Below are 20046 nucleotides of genomic sequence, written 5' to 3' on the forward strand. Positions count from 1 at the left end.
CCGTGCATGATGGGGGACATCGGGGTCGGCCGTTCGGTTGATGCGGGCCGCTCTCCGCCCGGGTTACGACTGACGCGTGAGAGGTCGCGCCGCGAGTGCCGGCGCCCGCCCCGTTCCGCGGGAGAGCCCGATGAGGAGAACCACGTGCACACCACACCGGAAGCGCCGGGGCCGTCGGGGCCGCCGGGGCTGCCGGAGCCACCGCGGTCTCCGGCGGCAGGGGCGTGGCCGGCGGCGGGCCCGCCCCGGGACGCCGACCCGGACGCCCGCTGGCTGGGACCGGTCCTGCACGTCGCGTTCTTCCTCCTGCTCGGCGCGTCGCTCGCGCGCTTCCTGACCCACCACCCGGGCGAACCCCGCACCCCCTGGATCATCGCCCTCGGGCTCGTCCTCGCCCTCCTCCACGTCCTCGGGCCGTCCGTCGGCTCCCCCGCGGACGACGAGCGGCGGCCCACCGCGCGACGGATGCTCTGGCTGGGCGCGGTGGTCGCCACCTGGGTCGTCCTGGTGCTGCTCGCGCCGAGCTTCGCGTGGTGCGCGGTGCCGCTGTTCTACACAGGGCTGCGGACCCTGCCGGCCGGGGCGGCGACGCTGCTCGTGGGCCTGCTCACCGCGTTCGTGGTGGTCGCCCAGCTGCGGCTGGCCAGCGGCTTCGACCCGAACCTGCTGCTGGCCCCGCCGGCCGTCGCGGCCCTCGCCACCGCCGTGTTCGTCCACATGGAGCGGCAGGCCGAACGGCAGCGGGCACTGATCGGCGACCTCCGGCGCACCCGGCGCGAACTGGCCGCCACGGAACGGCGCGAGGGCACCCTCGCCGAGCGGCAGCGGCTCTCGATGGAGATCCACGACACCCTCGCGCAGGGCCTGTCCAGCCAGCAGATGCTGCTCCAGGCCGCCGAGCGCACCTGGGACACCGACCCGGCCACCGCCCGCGGGCACATCCGTACGGCCACCGAGATCACCGCCCGCAACCTCGCCGAGGCCCGCCGCTTCGTCCACGACCTCGGCCCCGCCGACCTGGCCGACGGCAGCACGCTGCCCGCGGCCCTGCGCGCCCTCGCCGCGCGGGCGGCCCGGTCGGCGGCAGCCGGCGACCCCGCCGTCCGCTTCCACCAGGACGGCACGCCCGTTCCGCTGCCCGACCGGGTGCAGTCCGCGTTGCTGCGGATCGCCCAGGGCGCTTTGGCGAACGTCCGCGAACACGCCGCCGCGACCACCGTCACCCTGACCCTCAGCTACCTCGGTGACCAGGTCGCCCTCGACATCGCCGACGACGGCCGCGGCTTCACCCCGCCGCCGGCCCCGTACGCCCCGCCCGGCGGGCCCGCCGATCCGGCCCCGTCCGGCGGCCCGGGGCGGGTCCGCGGGCACGGGCTGCCCGCCATGCACGCCCGGATGCGGCAGCTGGGCGGCGCCCTCACCATTGAATCGACGCCGGGCGAGGGCACCGTCCTGTCCGCCGCCGTCCCTCTGGAGCAGACCCCATGACCCCACCCGCCGGCGATCGCGACCCCGCGCACACCCCCGTACGCGTGCTGCTCTGCGACGACCACGCCGTCGTCCGCGCCGGGCTGCTCGCCCTGCTGAGCAGCGCCCACGGCATCGAGGTCATCGGCGAGGCCGGCGACGGGGAGGAGGCCGTGGCGCTGGCCGCCGCCCTCCGTCCCGACGTGGTGCTGATGGACCTCCAGCTCGGCTCCGGCATCGACGGCATCGAGGCCACCCGCCGCATCGCCGGCCTGGCCGCGCAAGGCGCCGGGCAGAACGCCGCGCACGACTCCGCGCACGACTTCGCGCACGGGGCCGAGCACGGCGCGGCGGGTCGGGGCGCCCCGCATGTGCTCGTCCTGACCACCTACGACACCGACGCCGACATCAACCGCGCCATCGAGGCAGGCGCCACCGGCTACCTCCTCAAGGCCGAACGGCCGGAGGAACTGTTCTCCGCGATCCGGGCCGCCGCCGCCGGCCGCAGCACGCTCTCCGCGCCCGTCGCGCACCGCGTGCTGGCCCAGATGCGCAGCCCCCGGCCCGGCCTCACCGACCGGGAGCTCGACATCCTCGGCCAGCTCGCCCGCGGGCTGAGCAACCGCGAGATCGCCCGTGCCCTGTTCATCAGCGAGGCCACGGTCAAGACCCACCTCGGCCGGATCTACGACAAGCTCGGTGTGGACACCCGCGCCGGCGCCGTCTCCGTTGCCAAGGAGCAGCGGCTGCTGCCCTGACGACCCCGACGGGGCCGTCACCGGGCACGGGGGCGAGGCGTGGGGAGCGTGCTCCGGACCGCGTAGCCGCGGACCTCGGTGTCCTGTCCCACGGGGGGGGCGACGCACGGATCAGCCGCGCCCCGGCCGGCCCGGCCGACGGAGCCCGCACGGCGGGCCCGGTGCGGGCGAAGAGCGGCCGGACCGGCGTGACACCCTTGGTACGTGATCGACCTCGGCTACTCCCTCTCCCGCCGCTTCCCGGATCCGCCGCAGACGGACTACCGGACCGCGGAGGTGCGCACCCTGCGCCACGACCTCTTCTGCGGCGACGTCTACATCGCCGACACGAAGACGGACCGCGAGCTGTCCACCGCATGGGGCTGGGTGCCGGTCCTCGACTTCGCCTGGGCGCTGTGCGACATCGTGGAGCGGCTCGACACCGATCCCCGCGGCAGCCGCTCCTCCCGCCCGATCCACGCCGAGCTGGACTTCACCGAATCCGCCGACCGGATGCTGTTCGAGCGTCGCTTCGGGTGGGTGGACATCGACGCCGACTGGATGCCGGCCGACGAGGCACCGCTCACCTTCAACCACTCCGCGCTGCGCCGCGAGGCCCGCGACTTCCTGCACGACCTGATCGCCGACCTGACCGACATGCACGAAGGTCTCGGCGACAACCCCGCCGTCTGGGACCTCCAGGCACGCTTCCCCCGCGTCTGACCCGCTCTCCTCCCCACCCGAAGCCCCCGCGGCCCCCGCCGTCGCGGCTCATTCCACCCGGACGCCCGTCTGCGCCGCGAACGCCGGCGCCAGGTCCATCAGTTGGGTCGCGCTGATCACCGCACCCGACAGCCGGTCGATCCCCCGCGCGATGTCCACCGCGGCCGCGCCGCGCAGGTCCACGTCCTTCATCCGTACCTCGGAGAAGTCCACCCGTGCCAGCGTGCAGTCGTCGAAGGTCACCCGCTCCAGCGTCGCCCCCGCGAAGTCCGCCTCGACCAGCACACACCCTTCAAAGGCGACGTCCCGCAGCTTCGCCCCCCGCAGGTTCGGAAAGTCGATCTTCCCGCCGCGCACCACCACCCGCTCCAGCACCGCGCCGTGCAGCTGCGCCCCGCCGAGCCGGGCGTCCGCCACCTCCACATCGCGCAGGGACGCCCCGGACAGGTCCGTCCCGATGCCGCGCACACCGCTCAGCACGCTGTCGATGAAACGGGCCCGGCTGAGCACCGTCTCGTCGAGTCCGCAACGCCGCACCGCGCAGTCCATGAACCGCGCGCCGCGCGCCGACTGCCGCCCCCAGTCCGCGTCCGTGAACTCCAGCCCGTCGTAGTCCCCTTCGGGCTCCAGCTCCCCGCCGTCGTACGCCACCAGCTCCGGCAACCGCACCTCCGGCCGCCGCACCGCCCGCACCACCGCTCCCGCATCACGCCCAGCCACGCGATCACCGCCCTTCACCGTCGTCCCGTACGCGTCCCGCCGCCGTGCCACCGCCGCCCCGTCGCCGGGTGGCCGCCGTTCCGCGCCTGCACCACCCATCGTGAACCACCCCACTGACAATCCACCCCGACCTGGGAAAAACACTCCGGTGACCGCTCCGACAGTTGACCTCAATCGCGCTTGAGGTAGCACAGTGACGGCCAACGCCCCACCACCCGACCCCCAGCCCCCACCCAACTCCCCTGCTCAGGAGACCCCGCCATGCACGCGATACGACTGCACGCCTTCGGCCCCGCGGAGAACCTCCGCCACGAGACCGTCGAGGACCCCGTACCCGGCCCGGGTGAGGTCCGTGTCGCCGTGGCCGCAGCCGGCGTCCACCTGCTGGACACGGCCCTGCGGGCAGGCAAACAGGGCGGCCCCCTGCCGCTCCCCGAACTGCCGACCGTCCCGGGGCGGGAGGTCGCCGGCACGGTCGACGCCCTCGGCGCGGGCACCGACCCCGCCTGGCTCGGCCGCCGCGTCGTCGCCCACCTCGGCGCGGCCCCCGGCGGCTACGCCGAACTCGCCGTCGTCGCCGCCGCACGCCTGCACCCGATCCCCCCGAACCTGGACGCCGGCCAGGCCGTCGCCATGATCGGCACCGGCCGCACCACCATGGGCATCCTGCTCTTCGCCGACCTCACCGCCGACGACATCGCCCTGGTCCCCGCGGCCGCCGGCGGCATCGGCTCCCTGCTCGTCCAGCACGCCAGGAACACCGGCGCGACGGTCATCGGCCTGGCCGGCGGGCCCGCCAAGGTGGCCCGGGTACGTGAGCTGGGCGCCGACCTCGCCGTCGACTACACCGACGACGGCTGGCCGACCCTGGTCCGCGCGTTCCTCGACGGCCGAGGCGCCCCCGGCGCCACCCTCGTCTTCGACTCCGTGGGCGGCGCCCCCGGACGCGCCGCCGTCGACCTCCTCGCCCACGGGGGCCGCCATCTGGTCTTCGGCTGGTCCTCCGGCGGCCTCCTCGACGGCGGCCCGCTGGAGTTCCCGGACGGCGAACTGGCGGCGCGCGGCATCACGTCCGAGCAGGTCCTCGGGCCGCCCCTGCTCGCCAGAGCCGGCGGCGACGACCCGATGCGCACCCTGGAGACCGCCGCCCTCGCGGAAGCGGCGGCCGGCCGGCTCGTACCGGCGGTCCAGCCGTTCCCCCTGGCCGGGGCCGCGGCCGCCCACCGGGCCCTGGAAGGCCGCGCCACCATGGGAAAGGTCGTGTTGGTGCCCTGACAAGGCAGCCGCGGTGCCTTCCCCGGCCCATCGCCCCGTCCCCCTGCCGCGGCCCCACCTCGTCCCCTACCGCACCACGGCCATCTCCCGCCCCGTGTCGTTCAACCGCCGCCCGCCCGTCTCCGTACACGTCACGATGTCCTCGATGCGCACCCCGAACCGCCCCGGCAGATAGATCCCCGGTTCGATCGAGAAGCACATCCCGGGCACCAGCGGCAGGTGCTCGCCCTCCACCATGTACGGCGGCTCGTGCGTGGTCACCCCGATGCCGTGCCCGGTGCGGTGGATGAAGTACTCGCCGTACCCCGCCGCCTTGATGACCCGCCGGGCCACCCGGTCCACCTCCTGGCACGCGACGCCCGGCCGGACCGCCTCGAACGCCGCCTGCTGCGCCTCCCGCACGATGTCGTGCACCTTCCGCTCCTCGGCGCTCGCCTCCCCGACGTGCACGGTCCGCGTGGTGTCCGACCCGTAGCCGTCCTTCAGCCCGCCGAAGTCCAGCACGACCATGTCGCCGTCCTCGATGACCCGCTCGCCCGCCTCGTGGTGCGGATTGGCGCCGTTGGGGCCGGATCCGACGATGGTGAAGTCCACCTGGCTGTGGCCGTGCTCGACCAGCAGCCGCGCGAGGTCCGCCGCCACATCGGACTCCCGGCGTCCGCCGAAGCGCACCCCCAGGATCTCCTCGTACGTCGCGTCCGCCGCGGCCCCGGCGGCGGCCAGCATCGCCACCTCATGGGCGTCCTTGACGGCACGCAGCATCGGCAGCACCTCCGTCAGCCCCGCGTACGCACTGCCCGGCAGTGTCCGCTGCAGCCCCAGCAGGTGCAGCGCCCACGTCGCGTCGGAAACCCCGTAACGGCCCTTCGGATCCATCCACTTGGCGAGCTGCTCGTACGGGTCCGAGCCGTCGCTCCACCCGGTCACCTCCAGCGCCCCGGCTCCCGGGGAGCGCTCCGCGTCCGGCTGCTCCAGTACGGGCACCAGCAGCCGCGCGCGCCGCCCCGGCTCGATCACCAGGGCGGTCAGCCGCTCGGTGACCGCCGTCGGCCGGTACCCGCACAGCCACGGCAGATCCGGCCCGGGCGTCACCACCAGCCCCGCCAGCCCGGCGTCCGCCGCGGCCCGCCCCGCCCGCACCATCCGCTGCTCGTAATCCTCACGCGTCATCGAAGTCGTCATGCGGGCGAACTTACGCCGCCGGGTCTCCGACGTCCCGTCAAACTCCGGCACCAGCCGCCGCCTTCACCCGGGAGCCCCCCACCACGCCCGGGCACCACCGGCGCGGCCCGGCCGGCGGCCGGTGGCCGGCCGACACCGAAAATGCCGTGCGAGGAAAATGCCGTGCGATCAGTGCGCCACGGGCGGCACCCTGGCCGCATGAGTCGCTGGAAGCCTTACGACAACTGGAGCGCCGAGCTCACCGGCCTCACCGTCGAGCAACTCCGTGAGCGCCGGGATTTCGCCGGCCGGCGCGCTCAGCAGGCCGCGGCGCGCGGCACGGGGCGCAACCCCAAGGCCGCCCGTGACTGGCGCACGAAGCTGCGGGCCGTCGAGGACGAACTCCGCCGCCGGGGCGCCGAGGAAAGCTAGCCGCCCCCGGCCCGGGGCTTCGTTCCTCCCGGGGCCGGGATCGCTCACCTCACCCGTTCGTAAACACTCACCCGCCGCCCCCGCTCGACACTCGTCGAGCGGCGCACGAAGTGCTCGTCGAGGGCGCGCAGCTTGGCGCGATCGCGCGCCGAGTCGGCGCGCAGCGGCCCGGCGTCGGTGACGAGCACGATGCCCCGGGCGTCCGCCACGGCCTGCTCCACCGCGCGCGGAGCGGCCTCGATGCCCTTCAACGTCCCTGACTCCACCGGCCCCTGGGCCAGGGCCAGGTCCCGCAGCCCGGCGAACGCGTGCGGCGAGACGAGGGCGGTGTCACGGCGCGCGGCGGGAATGTAGAGCACCCCGTCGGCACCGTGCCGCGCGCGGTCGACGAGGGCCGCCGCGGCCAGTACGTCGTCGACGCGGCTCTCCGCCGTACGCAGCCGGAGTTCGATCGGGAGCAGCGCCAGAACGGCCAGCGCGGCGGCGGCCGGGAGCAGTACGCGGGGGTGGGCCCTGACGCGCCCGATGAGCGTGGCCAGGAGTACGCCGACGAGAAGCGCGAATCCGACGTACGCGAACAGCACGTAGCGGGTGAGGTAGAGAGGCTTGACGAGGGAGGCCACGGCCAGACCGATCTGCGGCACCGCACACAGCGGGAGCGCGACGGCGGCGAGGCTGACGCGGGCGTGCGGCACACCCTCCCGCACACCCTCCCGCAGGCGCTCCGGCAGGGCCTCCGGCAGGCGCGCGCCCGCCATCCGCGCGCAGAGAGCGGCGATCGTCACCGTGATCACGACACCGAGCACCGTCGACCAGCCGAGCGGCTTGATCCAGGCGACCTGGTCGGCCTGTTCCCCGCTGGTCAGTATCAGCGGCAGCGCCCCGGTCACCGCCCCGGTGGCAGCGAGTGCCCACCCGGTGCACCGGGCACGGTCCGGGCGCAGCCACGCCATCGTGACGCCGTGCGCGACGAGCGCGAGCAGCGAGAACCAATTGAGCAGCGCGGCGACCAGTACGGCCCCCGCGTACCCCGCCCACCGCAGGGCGGTCGGCCGCCGGAGGGCAGCCAGCAGAAGCCGGGTCGCCAGCGCCACGAAGGCGAGTACGAGCGCGTACGACCTGCCTTCCTGGGCGTATTCCTGGACCGCGGGCACGACCGCGAGGGCCAGCCCTGCCCCGACGCCGGCCCGGCGTCCCGAGAGCCGGGCGCCGGTCAGGGTCGTCAGTGCGCACGCGGCGGCGGTGGCGAGCACCGAGGGCAGCCGCAGGGTGACCAGACTGTCGCCGAAGAGGGCGAAGACCTCGTGCATCACCGCGTAGTACACGCCATGGACGACGTCGACCTGGCTGACCATGTGCGCTGTCCCGGCCAGCGGACGGTGCGCGACCTGCCAGGTCGCGGCCTCGTCCCGCCACATGCTGTGCTCGCGCGTGAGGCCCCACAGCCCGAGCGCGAGGGCGAGCAGCACCGGCCCGGCGCACAGCGGCACGCGACCGTATGGCGCCGCATTCCGACGGACCGTCCGTGCCTGGCGCGGCAGGACCACCCGGCCGCCCGCCTCGACGCCCTCCGGGCGCTGCCGGACCCGAGGCGGGGAGATGTCGTTCACCACGGCAGCAACGCCGGTCGCTCGCCCGCCCGCCGGCCCGCTGCCCGCGCCCCACGAGGAACGCCGGCAACCCCCCGCAGCGCGCCACCCCGCCCCACTCGGCCCTCGTCCCCCATTGCGCTCCCCCTTCGCTCCCCCATCGCGCACGACGCAGGCGGGTGGGAGGCAGCCGACGTGCCACCTCCCACCCGGCTCCCCGGAGTGGCCCCGGCCACGGGCTCCCACCCGCTGCAAACGTCTTCGCCGTCAGGGACCCCGTTGCGGGTCCGCAGGTTGAGAACCGGCCACCGCCGTCGCCACCGGCGATGACCGGCCGAGACGTTACGGTGTCCCTCCAACTACGGCGGGCGCCGGGGAACTTGGCCGGGCCGTCGGCGGCGGCAGGAGGCACCACTTGACCGGCTCACCTTCCACGTGCGGCGCAGTGTTCTTGGCTTGCCATGACGCTGCGGCCTCAGGCGTCCTCATTCGCCGCTCGGACAAGAACGACAAGGAATTCCACTTCCAGAACTGGGTGGCCGACCGGATCGAGGAAGCAGGCTTCAGGGTCCACCCGCCCAAGCGGAACTCGTACCCGGATTTCGCACTTGTAGATCATTTCGAGGGGTACGAGGTGAAGGGGCTGAAACGCCCCGGCAGGCACCTCGACTTCGACTGCAACAGCCAGATCGCCAACGGAAGTCATCAAGGCCGATCCATCTACTACGTTTTCGGCCGCTACCCGGCCCGGACGAGCTCCAATGAGTACGCGGTCGAAGACCTGGTCATCTGCCACGGGGATTTCCTCAACGCGGACCGCACCTACGAGCATCTGAACAAGAGCTTCGCCGGCTTCGGCTCCTTCGGCGACATCAAAGTGCGTGACCGCAAGATGTATATCGCACCCACTCCGTACTCCCTCACCGAGGGCACCGAAGGCGAATTCACTCTTATTGCGCCCGTGGGATCGGCCTGTGCGGCGAATCCAGAACTCACCCTGGTGGGAGAACTGGAACGGATGGAATCTGATAGAGTAGTCACCGATTACAGCTTCAACCTGCGCACCAATACCTTGAATACCGAGGAGTCGGTCAATCCGACCGCGGGCAGCGAGCACCGATTCCTGGCCTTCCGAGCCAAGGGCGGAAGTGATCGCGAAGTGCGCATGAAGCAACCCAGGCGGTTCCCTGCACAGCGGACATGGAGTGACGTTGACGACCATCAGGAGTCATGAAAGGACTACTGTTCAGCGTCCGACTTCCTCCGGCAACGGCAAGGTACCCGAGGTCTCCGCGCTCGAGGCTGATTTCCCGGCTGCGACCTTCAGCAGCATCGCCGAGAACGAGTCCTGGAGAAAGGAAGTACACCGACCGGCCACCAGCACTCACAAATGGTGGGCGAAGCGCCTCGGCAGCGTGTTCCGAGGAATGCTGGTAAGCGCAGTCGCGGAAAATTCAACTGATGCGGTCGAGCTCTACGGCACACCCACGCGCCTGGCGGGCATGACGGTTTTCGACCCCTTCGCCGGCTCGGGCACCACCATGGTCGAAGCTGTCAAGCTGGGGGCCAGGGCGGTGAGCGCGGACATCAATCCCGTCGCTTCGCTGGTGCAGCGGCAGGCCGTTCAGCGCTGGAGCCTCTCCGAATTGACGCGGGCCTACAAGCTCGTCGAGAAAGAGTGCCGCGAAGAGATCGACCGGGTGCACCGCGCCGGCTCCGGCGAGACGGTGCTGTATTACTTCTGGGTCGCTGTGGCCGACTGCCCGGAATGCTCGGCCAGCACCCGCCTCTTTTCATCGCACGTATTCTCCCAGCACGCATACCCGAAACGCGTCCCCGAGGCGCAAATCGTGTGCCCGGTCTGCCTGGACGTCCTGCCGGGCACTTATGACTTCACCAGCGCGACCTGCAGTAACGGGCACAGCTTCGGCCGTGAGGGTGCGGTGTCGCGCAGCAACATGAAGTGCCCCAATGGGCACGTGTCAAAGGTGCTTGACGCGCTGGCCGGCTCCACGCCGCGCCACGAGATGTACGCCAAGCTCGTACTCGGGAACGACAAGAAAAAGCGATACGAATCCATTGATGATTTTGATCGCGAGCAGTACGCGGACTGCGTGCACAAGCTCGAACAGAGCGAAGACCGGCTGGTCCTCCCCCTGGGCAGTCTCGACCCCGGAGTGAACACGAACCAAGCCATCCGCTGGGGCTTCCGGGATTGGCGACAGTTCTTCAATGCCCGGCAGCTGTACTCCCTCGGTCTCCTGGGCGCCGCCATTCGCGACCTTGACGTGGGCGCCCCGGAAAAGGAGGCACTGTCCGTCCTCTTCTCCGGAACCCTGGAGTTCAACAACCTGTTCTGCTCCTTCAAGGGGGAAGGGACGGGGGCCGTGCGTCATATGTTCAGTCACCACATCCTGAAACCGGAGCGCACGCCACTTGAGGCGCACCCGTGGGGCACCCCTGCCTCCTCCGGCGCCTTCTCGACCTTGTTCAGCAGCAGAATTCTTCGAGCGCATGCGTACAAGAACGAACCCGTCGATCAAATCGTGGGCTCCGACGGGAAGATTCAGCGAACCTCATCCCTCTCCCTGCCGACCGAGAGCCGAGTACTGGAAGCTTGGCCGCAACGAGGAATAGGAGCGGGCGAGGTCTACGTACGCAGCGGAGATTCATCCCGGACCGATCTTCCGGATGCCTCCGTGGATCTGGTGATGACTGACCCGCCGTACATGGACAACGTCCATTACTCCGAGCTGGCGGACTTCTTCCACGCCTGGTTGCGGAGCATGAAGATTCTCGCCACGTATCCGAGTGACCTGGCGACGACCAGAGCGGAGGGAGAGGTGCAGAGCGCCTCGCCCGCAGAGTTCGAAAAAGCCATCACAGCGGTCTGGTCGGAATGCACTCGTATTTTGAAACCAGGCGGCCTGCTCGCTTTCACCTTCCATCAAGCCCGCATCACCGGCTGGGTCAGCCTGGTTCGGGCCCTCGCCGCAGCAGGTCTTGTCGTGACCGCTGTGCAGCCGGTGAAGGGAGAAATGAGTACCAGCGTCACCAAGGGTGGCAGAGAACCGTCAAACCTGGATTCCATCGTTGTCTGCAGAAAGCGCAGCGATGTCGACCAGCGCACCTCGCGGATGCCGGATGACGTCGCGGAAGACGGAATCCGACTGCTCGAACACCTGCGGGACGAAGGCATGCTGGTAGGCGCCGGCGACGTGCGATCGGTTATCCGCGGTCGCGTCCTGGCCGCCTTCACCCACACTCCGGAAGCCGACCTGGATCAACTCGCCCGAGAAGCCGACGACTTGGCTGACCGCATGGTGAAACGCTTCACGGCCTCCACACCCTCCTGAGCCCAGCCCACGAGCCCCGCAAGGCCGGCTCCACCCCGGCCTGCCCTCCGCCCCCTACATGCGCGGCGTGCGAAGACGAGGACGCCGCGTACCGAGGAAGACCCTCGGGCCCCACCGGATCAGCCCACCCCCGGACGCCCGCACACACGTGACCCACGACACACAACGGGGAGCGACCAGCCCCACGGACCGACCGCTGAACCGGCGGCCCGCTCACAAGTGATCGCTGACGGCGCCGACCTCACCCGTAGACGTCAGAAGCCCCGAACCACCAACCGGCCCGGGGCTTCTTCCCTGTTCAAGCTCAGAGCCCCCTGTCGGATTCGAACCGACGACCTTCGCTTTACAAGAGCGGTGCTCTGGCCAGCTGAGCTAAGGAGGCGTGCGTGAAGAAGTGTACCCAGGCGCACCGGGTGCCGGGCTCCTGAATTTGATGACGGCTGGCTACTGACACCGGGGCCCGCCGGGGGTAGCGTCACGGGACGGTCCACATCAGTGGACTACACCACTCCTTTTACTCGGATCGTCCGGCACGTTCCTGCCGGTGAAGGGATTCTCACCATGGCTACGGTCACGTATGACCAGGCAACCCGTATCTACCCGGGTACCGACAAGCCCGCCGTCGACAAGTTGGACATCGCCATCGAGGACGGCGAGTTCCTCGTCCTGGTCGGCCCCTCCGGATGTGGCAAGTCCACCTCGCTGCGGATGCTCGCGGGGCTGGAGGACGTCGACGGAGGCGCCATCCGCATCGGGGACCGCGATGTCACCCACCTTCCGCCCAAGGACCGGGACATCGCCATGGTGTTCCAGAACTACGCGCTCTACCCGCACATGACGGTCGCCGACAACATGGGCTTCGCGCTCAAGATCGCCGGCGTACCGAAGGCAGAGATCCGGCAGAAGGTCGAGGACGCGGCCAAGATCCTGGACCTGACCGAGTACCTGGGGCGCAAGCCCAAGGCGCTGTCCGGTGGCCAGCGGCAGCGCGTCGCGATGGGCCGCGCGATCGTCCGTGAGCCGCAGGTCTTCCTGATGGACGAGCCGCTGTCCAACCTGGACGCGAAGCTGCGCGTGCAGACCCGTACCCAGATCGCGGGCCTCCAGCGCCGGCTCGGGATCACCACGGTCTACGTCACCCACGACCAGGTCGAGGCCATGACCATGGGCGACCGGGTCGCGGTCCTCAAGGACGGGCTGCTGCAGCAGGTCGACTCGCCGCGGAACATGTACGACCGCCCGGCCAACCTCTTCGTCGCCGGCTTCATCGGCTCGCCCGCCATGAACCTCGTCGAGGTCCCGATCACCGACGGCGGCGTGAAGTTCGGCAACAGCGTCGTACCGATCAACCGCGAGGCGCTCACCGCCGCCGCCGACAAGGGCGACCGTACGGTCACCGTGGGTGTGCGCCCGGAGCACTTCGACATCGTCGAGCAGAACGGCGACGCCGCGAAGTCGCTGTCCAAGGAGGCCGCGGACGCACCGGCCGGCCTGGCCGTCACCGTCAACGTCGTCGAGGAACTCGGCGCCGACGGCTACGTGTACGGCACCGCGGAGGTCGGCGGCGAGGTCAAGGACCTGGTCGTACGGGTCAACGGCCGCCAGGTCCCGGACAAGGGCACCCGCCTGCACGTCGTCCCGCGCCCGGGCGAGACGCACGTCTTCTCGACGTCGTCCGGGGAGCGCCTCAGCGACTGAGCCTCCAGCGGGACACGGCTGAGAGGCCGATCGCGGAGGCCGCGCTGATCACGCCGGCCGCGCCGAGGCGTTGACCGTCCGGCGTTCGAGTGTGAAAACGGCGGCGGTGCGGGGTACTACCCCGCACCGCCGCCGTTGCACTTCCGCGGCCGCACGACCTCGCACCCCACTCCCCATAACGGCACTTTTCGTACCAGTGCGTCAACATCACAACCTCACCGACGGGCCATTGCGTCCCCCGATAAGGTGACCAAATGTCGCCAAATCATCACTCCTCGCTACCATCTCGAGCGTGAACTCCGCAGCCCGCCGCATCGGCAGAACTCTCGCCCTGGTCCTCCCCGTCGTCCTTGTGCTCTCCGGGACCCTCGCGGTCACCCGCGTCCCCTGGGCGACGACGGCCTCCACCGACTCACAGATGCTGACCGCCTCCTCCGGGAGGGCCTCCACCAAGGCCGGCCCGCGCACCCCCGAGGACGCCCTGCGCAAGCGCCTGTTGGTCGAACTCCAGCAGAAGGACCCCGGCGTCGCCCTGACCCACCTCCAGGAGGCGACCACCAAGCGGCCCTCGCTGGCCAGGTTCTGCGTCCCCATCGCCCGCGCCCTCGGCCGTGCCGCGGTCGCCAAGTACGGCGCCGCACACCGCGCCCAGGCGTACTCCCGCCCGGTCTGCGACACCTCCTTCGCCAGCGGAGTGGCCGACGTCGACGTCCCGTGAGCACCGCGCACGCCCCACAGTGACCTTCGCTCACACCACATCTCGCACCGCATAGGGTGCGATCCATGACAGGCGCCCAGCATTCGCACCCCACGCAGGCCGTGGTCCTGGCCGGCGGCCAGGGCTCACGTCTCCGCCCGTACACCGATGACCGCCCCAAGCCGATGGTCGAGATTCCCGGCACCGGAACCCCGATCATCGGCCATCAGCTGAACTGGCTGGCGGACGAGGGCGTCACCGACGTCGTCGTCTCCTGCGGCCATCTCGCCGAGGTGCTCGAGGACTGGCTCTCCCGGGCCCAACTCCCCTTGCGCGTCACGACGGTTGTCGAGCACGAGCCGCTGGGGCGCGGCGGCGGCCTCAAGTACGCGGCCGGCTCGCTGCCCCGCCCCGACGAGCCCTGGTACGCCACCAACGGGGACATCTGGACCCGCTTCCCGCTCCGCGAAATGGCGGCCTTCCACGAGGAGCGCGACGCCCAGGCCACCCTCGCGCTGGCCCGCCCCCGCATCCCGTGGGGCGTCGTGGAGACCGACGCCTTCGGCCACGTCCTCGACTTCATCGAGGCGCCGCCCTCCCCGTATCTGATCAACGCCGGCGTGTACGTCTTCTCCGCCGCCTTCACGGCCCTGCTCCCCGACCGCGGCGACCACGAGCGCACGACGTTCCCCCGCCTCGCCCGCGAACGCCGCCTGGCAGGCTTCCCCCTCCCCCACGGCGCCTACTGGCGCGCCATCGACACCGCCAAGGACCTCACCGAGGCAGCCAGGGAACTGGGCACACAGCCACGTTGAGGCACCGCACGCGCCGACGGCTGCCGCCCCCACTCGTACTTCGCCGTCCGCCGCCGACGGCTGCCGCCCCCATCCGTGCTTCGCCAGCCGCCCCCGCCTGCTGCCGTTCGCTGCCGCGGGGCTCAGGGCGCGCTGCGGGGGCCTGTGCCTGTGCGGGCCTGTGGGGGCCTGCGTGAGGGCCTGTGGGGCTGCATAAGGGTCTGTGAGGGCTCGGTGGCACTCCTTACGCGCCTGCGGGCCCTCGTGGCGCTCCTGGGCCCCTTAACGGCCTCCAGCGGCCGCCGTAGCGCTCACGGCCGGCACGGGTTCTTCTGCCGCTCCGGCACCCCGCCCCCACGCCGGCCCGCCCTCACGCCAACGCCCCTGTAGCCCCGAAACCCTACGGCCACCCCCGCCCGTACCCGCCCACTGGGTCCGCGCCCACACCCGTACCCATCCCCTGGACCCACGCCCGCACCCGTACTCACCCCTGAGCCCGCGCCCACACCCGTACTCACCCCCTGGGCCCACGCCCACACCCGCTCTCCACCAGGGGCGCTACGCGCAACCTCCCGCCCGCCCGCGCACATACACCCGCCCACCCCCCGAAGGGGGGTGGGCGGCGGGGAAAAAACCAGAGGAGGGCGTGAGCGGCGCGGAGAAATCCAGCAGCGGAGTAAGCGACAGGGAAACGCAAGTGGGCCGGGCAGCAGCAGGGGGCCGCAAGTGAGCCGGGCAGCCGGAAACCGTAAGTCGGCCAGGCACCAGGAAACCGCAAGTAGGCCGGGCAGCAGGAAACCCAAAGCAGGTCGGCCAGCCAGGAGCCCAAAGTGGGCCGGACGGCCGGAAGCTGCAAGTGAGACGGGCAGCAAGAATCCGCAAGTAGGTCGGCCAGCCGGAAACCGCAAGTGAGCCGAACGGCACGGGCCCAGAACGGCACGGGCCCAGAAGACGCTTGGGCAAGCCGAGCAACCAGAAGAATGAAAGCCCCACAAAGACCGGAAAGGGGCGGCCCCGAACGGCGCCGCCCCTCCCCGTCTCAGCCCGACCAACTGGGCCGGCTCAATCAGCCGAGCAAGCCTCCCAACGTGCTGCCCCGGCCGCCGGAGTCGCCGGAGCCGCCGGAGCCGTTGGAGTCCGTGCCGGTGGTGCCGCCGCCCGTGCCGCCCGCCGTGGGGACGTGGGTGGTGGGGGCGGGGGCGCGGGTCGGGACGGTTTGCTGGGGGGCGCTGGTGGTGGCGCCGGGCTGCTGGGAGAGCCCGCTGGAGGTGCCCGCGGAGTGGCCGGTGCCCGGAGCCGGCGCGGTCGGCGTGCCGGGCTTGTGGGCCTTGTGGGAGGCGTCCGCGGAGGGTGTCCCGGGGCGGGGGGCGGTGCTGCCGGTGTGCCGACGGCCGGGGTGGGTGGCGCTCTTGTCGGGGCGGGGCAGCGGCGAGCCGGGCAGGTTGTTGATCGCGGGCTCGCCGGGGCGCGGCACGTTGGCGACCGTCGCGGAGCGTACGGCGCCGCCGAGCAGCGAGCCGATGAGCAGGGTCAGGCCGGTCACCACGGCGGTCATGACGGCGCCCCGGCGCAGTACCCGGCGGCGCAGGTCGGCGACCTCGACGCGGGGGCCGAGCCGCCGCCACGCCTCGCCGGCCAGCCGGCCGTCCATGGAGTAGACGGGCGCGCCCGCGATGATCAGCGGGCTCCAGGCGGCGAGGTAGATGATGTCGGGGGCGTCGTAGGCGGGGACCGTACGCCAGCTGACGGTCATCAGCAGTGCCGCCGAGAGCAGCGCGCCGATCGACGCGGCGACGCGCTGCCACAGGCCGCAGATGGTCAGGACGCCGACGACGACCTGGAGGAAGGCCACCGTCAGGCCGGCGCCGACGGGGTGGGCCACCGCGAAGTCGCGCAACGGCACGGCCAGCGCCCAGGGGTCGAGCGACCTCAGCCAGGTGACCATCGAGCCCCGCTCGCCGCCGTCGAAGTACACGGGGTCGCAGAGCTTGCCCATGCCGGCGTAGACGGAGATCAGGCCGAGGAAGATGCGCAGCGGGAGGAGGACGACGCCGAGGTTCATGCGGCGGCCGGGGTAGTACGCGTGGCGCACCGAGTCGGGGGTGCGGCGCCGGGAGCCGGCCTCGAAGGGGTCGTGGTCCTCGAAACGGTCGTCGTCGAAGCGGCCGTCGTCGTAGTGGTCGTCGCCGGGGCCGCGGCCCCCGTAGGGGTGACGAGGGAGGTGATCGCCGTACGCGCTGCCCACGGGGCGTACGCCGCGCAGCAGGGGGCTGTCGGGTTCGGTGGGGCCGCGCTGGCCGATCACGGTCTGGGCGGGGGCGGCGTCGTCGAGGCGGATCCGCGGCAGGACCTGGGTCGTGCCGACGTCGTCGCCCTGGCCGCCGTCGAGGCCGATGCCCGCGTCGCGCACCGCGTGCAGGAGCTGGGTGGTGGCGCCGGCCGTGCCGCCCGGTTCGGTGCGGCCGCTCCAGACCACGGGCGCCCGGCGTCTGGCGCCGGGGGACGAGCCCCGGACGGCCGGGATGCGCGCGGTGTCCGCCATGGCGGCGCGCGCCGAGGGCGTGGCGAGCTGTACGCGGAAGCTGGCGTGGTTGACGATGACCTGCGCGGGATCGCACGGGACCTTGACCGAGCTCAGGCCCGGCTCGTCATCGAAGCCCGGCGAGCGTCCCCCCGGAGGCGTGCGGGGTGTTCTGGTGTCCACGCTCATCTAACCGAGTGACTCGCGGTTAAGACACTGCCTTGACCGGGCCGATCTGTCCGAGACCCGTCAAAAGATCACGGGATACGGGGAAGTCACACGGAGAGTCAGGTTTTGCCCCGAGGTGCGGTACGTGCGGACGCACCGGCCCCGGGGCACACCGTTCAGCCGCGGCGCCGCGCGGCCTCCCACAGAACGACACCGGCCGCGACACCGGCGTTCAGGGACTCCGCACCGCCCGGCATCGGGATCCGGACGCGCACGTCGCAGGTCTCGCCGACCAGCCGCGACAGGCCCTTGCCCTCGCTGCCGACGACGATGACCACCGGGCCGTCCAGGACCTCCAGGTCCTGGAGCTCCAGGTCGCCGTCCGCGGCCAGGCCGACGACCGTCAGTCCGGCCTTCTGGTACGACTCCAGGGCGCGGGTGAGGTTGGTGGCACGGGCCACCGGCGTACGGGCCGCGGTGCCCGCCGAGGTCTTCCAGGCGCCGGCCGTCATCCCCGCCGCCCGGCGCTCGGGCACGACCACGCCGTGGCCGCCGAACGCGGAGACGGACCGGACGACCGCGCCCAGGTTGCGCGGGTCGGTGACGCCGTCCAGCGCGACGATCAGCGGGTCCTCGCCGGCGTCGAACGCGGCCGCGGCCAGGTCCTCGGGGTGCGCGTAGTCGTACGGGGGGATCTGCGCGACCAGGCCCTGGTGGTTGAGCCCGTTGGTCATGCGGTCCAGCTCGGGCCGCGGGGCCTCCATGAGGTTCATGCCGCGGTCCGCGGCGAGCTGGAGGGCCTCGCGGACCCGCTCGTCACTGTCGATGAACTGCTGCACGTACAGCGTCGTGGCGGGCACGCCCTCGCGCAGCGCCTCGACGACCGGGTTACGGCCGACGACCAGCTCGGCGGTGCCCTTGGCGCCGCCCCGGCGCGGGGCCGGGCGCTTGGATTCGTGCTTCGCCTTGGCGTTGGCGACGCGGTTCTTGACGTGTCCCTTGCGCGCGGAGGCGGGCGGGGTCGGGCCCTTGCCCTCCAGGCCCCGGCGCCGCTTGCCGCCGCTGCCGACCTGCGCGCCCTTCTTGTTGGACGTGCGGCGGTTCCTGCGCTGGCTGTTGCCGGCCATGGGTCACCTGTTTCTTCACTGCTCTCGACGTCTCGCGACGTGGAGTGGGTACGTACGTATGGATTGAGTGTCGCCCGTGGCCACCGGGACGGTCGAATCCGGGTGGCCGGCCGCGGGCGCGACGGGGGTCAGGACAGCGACCAGCGGGGGCCCGACGGGGTGTCCTCGATCGACAGTCCCGACTGCTGGAGCTGGTCGCGGATGGCGTCTGCGGCGGCGTAGTCCTTGCGGGCGCGGGCCGCCTGCCGCTGGTCGAGGACGAGCCGCACGAGCGAGTCGACGACGCCGTGCATGGCCTCGCCGCGGCCCGAGGAATCGGCGCCGCCGCCGGACCAGCGCTCGTCGAGCGGGTCGAGGCCCAGCACGCCGAGCATCGCACGCAGCTCCGCCAGGCGGGCCACCGTCGACTCCTTGTCATCGGCGGTCAGCGCGGAATTGCCCTGGCGGACGGTGGTGTGCACGATCGCCAGCGCCTGCGGGACGCCCAGGTCGTCGTCCATCGCCTCGGCGAAGGCCGGCGGGACCTCGGGCGCGGGCTCGACGGAGCCGACCTTCTCGACGGCGCGCTGGACGAAGCCCTCGATCCGCGCGAACGCGGCCTCGGCCTCGCGGAGCGCGTCCTCGCTGTACTCGATCATCGAGCGGTAGTGCGGGGTGCCCAGGTAGTAGCGCAGCACGATCGGGCGCCAGCGCTTGACCATCTCCGAGACCAGCAGGGAGTTGCCCAGCGACTTGGACATCTTCTCGCCGCCCATGGTGACCCAGGCGTTGTGGGTCCAGTACGCGGCGAAGTCGTCGCCGTACGCCTTGGCCTGCGCGATCTCGTTCTCGTGGTGCGGGAAGACGAGGTCGACGCCGCCGCCGTGGATGTCGAAGGCGGTGCCCAGGTACTTGTGGGCCATCGCCGAGCACTCCAGGTGCCAGCCGGGCCGGCCGCGGCCCCAGGGGGTCTCCCAGCTGGGCTCGCCCTCCTTGGCGGCCTTCCACATGGCGAAGTCGCGCGGGTCCCGCTTGCCGGTCTCGCCCTCGCCGGACGGCTGCCGGAGGTTGTCCAACTCCTGGTTGGACAGCTGGAGATAGCCGGGGAAGGACTTCACGTCGAAGTAGACGTTGCCGTCGGCGGCGTAGGCGTGGCCGCGCTCGATCAGGCCGCGCATCATCTCGATCATCTCGGGGATGTGGCCGGTGGCGCGGGGCTCGTAGGTCGGGCGCAGGCAGCCGAGGGAGTCGTAGGCCGTGTTGAAGGCGACCTCGTTCTCGTAGCCGAGCGACCACCACGGGCGGCCCTGCTCGGCCGACTTGGTGATGATCTTGTCGTCGATGTCCGTGACGTTGCGCACGAACGTCACGTCGTAGCCGCGGTAGGCGAACCAGCGGCGCATGATGTCGAAGTTCAGCCCCGACCTGATGTGCCCGATGTGCGGGGCGGCCTGCACGGTCGCGCCACACAGGTAGATCGAGACGCAGCCCGGCGTGAGCGGGGTGAAGTCGCGAATCTGCCGGGCGCTGGTGTCGTACAGGCGAATCGTCACGGAACCAGGGTAGTCGGAACCCGGCAGTGCCCCGCGACGCATGGGCCAC

16 protein-coding genes and 1 tRNA gene are annotated in these 20046 nt (G+C 71.7%); 10 read left to right on the forward strand and 7 right to left on the reverse strand.

Translation table 11 applies throughout. The features are described from left to right. Positions 1 to 6: 6 nt before the first annotated feature. From SL103_RS32355 to SL103_RS32365, 3 genes are all read left to right on the forward strand, one after another. Positions 7 to 1488 (forward strand): sensor histidine kinase, encoded by a 1482-nt coding sequence (locus tag SL103_RS32355; RefSeq protein WP_432215377.1) that lies wholly within the window; start codon positions 7 to 9, stop codon positions 1486 to 1488. Beyond that, complete coding sequence (locus SL103_RS32360) at positions 1485 to 2225, forward strand: response regulator (protein ID WP_069572505.1); 741 nt, start codon at positions 1485 to 1487, stop codon at positions 2223 to 2225. The genes SL103_RS32355 and SL103_RS32360 overlap by 4 nt, the downstream gene beginning before the upstream one ends. A 204-nt stretch (positions 2226 to 2429) precedes the next feature. Next, positions 2430 to 2927: a hypothetical protein gene (locus SL103_RS32365; RefSeq protein ID WP_069572506.1), complete on the forward strand. Its 498-nt coding sequence runs from the start codon at positions 2430 to 2432 to the stop codon at positions 2925 to 2927. 48 nt (positions 2928 to 2975) lie between these two features. Here the strand turns inward: SL103_RS32365 and SL103_RS32370 are convergent, their stop codons facing one another. Next, entirely contained in the window at positions 2976 to 3620 is a 645-nt protein-coding gene (locus SL103_RS32370) for a pentapeptide repeat-containing protein (RefSeq protein WP_069572507.1), read from the reverse strand. Between the two features lie 288 nt (positions 3621 to 3908). On the opposite strand from SL103_RS32370, the gene SL103_RS32375 reads away from it, so the two are divergent. After that, positions 3909 to 4922 carry a zinc-binding dehydrogenase gene (locus tag SL103_RS32375; protein ID WP_069572508.1) on the forward strand — a complete coding sequence of 338 codons (1014 nt, stop codon included), beginning with the start codon at positions 3909 to 3911 and terminating at the stop codon, positions 4920 to 4922. A 66-nt stretch (positions 4923 to 4988) separates the two neighbouring features. Here the strand turns inward: SL103_RS32375 and SL103_RS32380 are convergent, their stop codons facing one another. Then, positions 4989 to 6092, reverse strand: coding sequence for an aminopeptidase P family protein (locus SL103_RS32380; protein ID WP_099055482.1), 1104 nt, complete (start codon positions 6090 to 6092; stop codon positions 4989 to 4991). 210 nt (positions 6093 to 6302) lie between these two features. Between SL103_RS32380 and SL103_RS32385 the strand changes: the two genes are divergently transcribed. Then, positions 6303 to 6515 (forward strand): hypothetical protein, encoded by a 213-nt coding sequence (locus SL103_RS32385; protein WP_069572509.1) that lies wholly within the window; start codon positions 6303 to 6305, stop codon positions 6513 to 6515. A 44-nt stretch (positions 6516 to 6559) separates the two neighbouring features. Here SL103_RS32385 and SL103_RS32390 read toward each other — a convergent pair whose 3' ends face one another. Then, a complete protein-coding gene (locus SL103_RS32390) occupies positions 6560 to 8125 on the reverse strand; it encodes a glycosyltransferase family 39 protein (protein WP_347877876.1) in 1566 nt (521 codons plus the stop codon). A gap of 394 nt (positions 8126 to 8519) precedes the next feature. Between SL103_RS32390 and SL103_RS37055 the strand changes: the two genes are divergently transcribed. Together SL103_RS37055 and SL103_RS32400 are read left to right on the forward strand one after the other, a co-directional pair. Beyond that, positions 8520 to 9338, forward strand: coding sequence for a hypothetical protein (locus SL103_RS37055; RefSeq protein ID WP_069572511.1), 819 nt, complete (start codon positions 8520 to 8522; stop codon positions 9336 to 9338). Beyond that, complete coding sequence (locus tag SL103_RS32400) at positions 9316 to 11460, forward strand: DNA methyltransferase (protein WP_244304095.1); 2145 nt, start codon at positions 9316 to 9318, stop codon at positions 11458 to 11460. The genes SL103_RS37055 and SL103_RS32400 overlap by 23 nt, the downstream gene beginning before the upstream one ends. A 308-nt stretch (positions 11461 to 11768) precedes the next feature. On the opposite strand, the gene SL103_RS32405 is transcribed toward SL103_RS32400, so the two are convergent. Beyond that, positions 11769 to 11842 (reverse strand) — tRNA-Thr (locus SL103_RS32405). A 179-nt stretch (positions 11843 to 12021) separates the two neighbouring features. Between SL103_RS32405 and SL103_RS32410 the strand changes: the two genes are divergently transcribed. The 3 genes from SL103_RS32410 (at position 12022) to SL103_RS32420 (ending at position 14670) form a co-directional block, all read left to right on the forward strand. After that, positions 12022 to 13158: an ABC transporter ATP-binding protein gene (locus SL103_RS32410; RefSeq protein WP_069572512.1), complete on the forward strand. Its 1137-nt coding sequence runs from the start codon at positions 12022 to 12024 to the stop codon at positions 13156 to 13158. Positions 13159 to 13450: 292 nt separating this feature from the next. After that, the gene (locus tag SL103_RS32415) at positions 13451 to 13876 is read left to right on the forward strand and encodes a hypothetical protein (protein ID WP_069572513.1); all 426 of its coding nucleotides are present in this window, start codon (positions 13451 to 13453) and stop codon (positions 13874 to 13876) included. Positions 13877 to 13941: 65 nt separating this feature from the next. Beyond that, the gene (locus SL103_RS32420; RefSeq protein WP_069572514.1) at positions 13942 to 14670 is read left to right on the forward strand and encodes a nucleotidyltransferase family protein; all 729 of its coding nucleotides are present in this window, start codon (positions 13942 to 13944) and stop codon (positions 14668 to 14670) included. 1045 nt (positions 14671 to 15715) lie between these two features. Here SL103_RS32420 and SL103_RS32425 read toward each other — a convergent pair. From SL103_RS32425 to cysS, 3 genes are all read right to left on the reverse strand, one after another. Next, positions 15716 to 17359: a DoxX family protein gene (locus SL103_RS32425; protein ID WP_069572515.1), complete on the reverse strand. Its 1644-nt coding sequence runs from the start codon at positions 17357 to 17359 to the stop codon at positions 15716 to 15718. A gap of 155 nt (positions 17360 to 17514) precedes the next feature. Then, positions 17515 to 18465 carry a 23S rRNA (guanosine(2251)-2'-O)-methyltransferase RlmB gene (gene rlmB / locus SL103_RS32430; protein WP_069572516.1) on the reverse strand — a complete coding sequence of 317 codons (951 nt, stop codon included), beginning with the start codon at positions 18463 to 18465 and terminating at the stop codon, positions 17515 to 17517. Between the two features lie 128 nt (positions 18466 to 18593). After that, the gene (cysS, locus tag SL103_RS32435; RefSeq protein WP_069574312.1) at positions 18594 to 19997 is read right to left on the reverse strand and encodes a cysteine--tRNA ligase; all 1404 of its coding nucleotides are present in this window, start codon (positions 19995 to 19997) and stop codon (positions 18594 to 18596) included. Positions 19998 to 20046: the final 49 nt, after the last annotated feature.

The sequence above is a fragment of the Streptomyces lydicus genome, assembly GCF_001729485.1.
Taxonomy (GTDB): Bacteria; Actinomycetota; Actinomycetes; order Streptomycetales; family Streptomycetaceae; genus Streptomyces; species Streptomyces lydicus_D.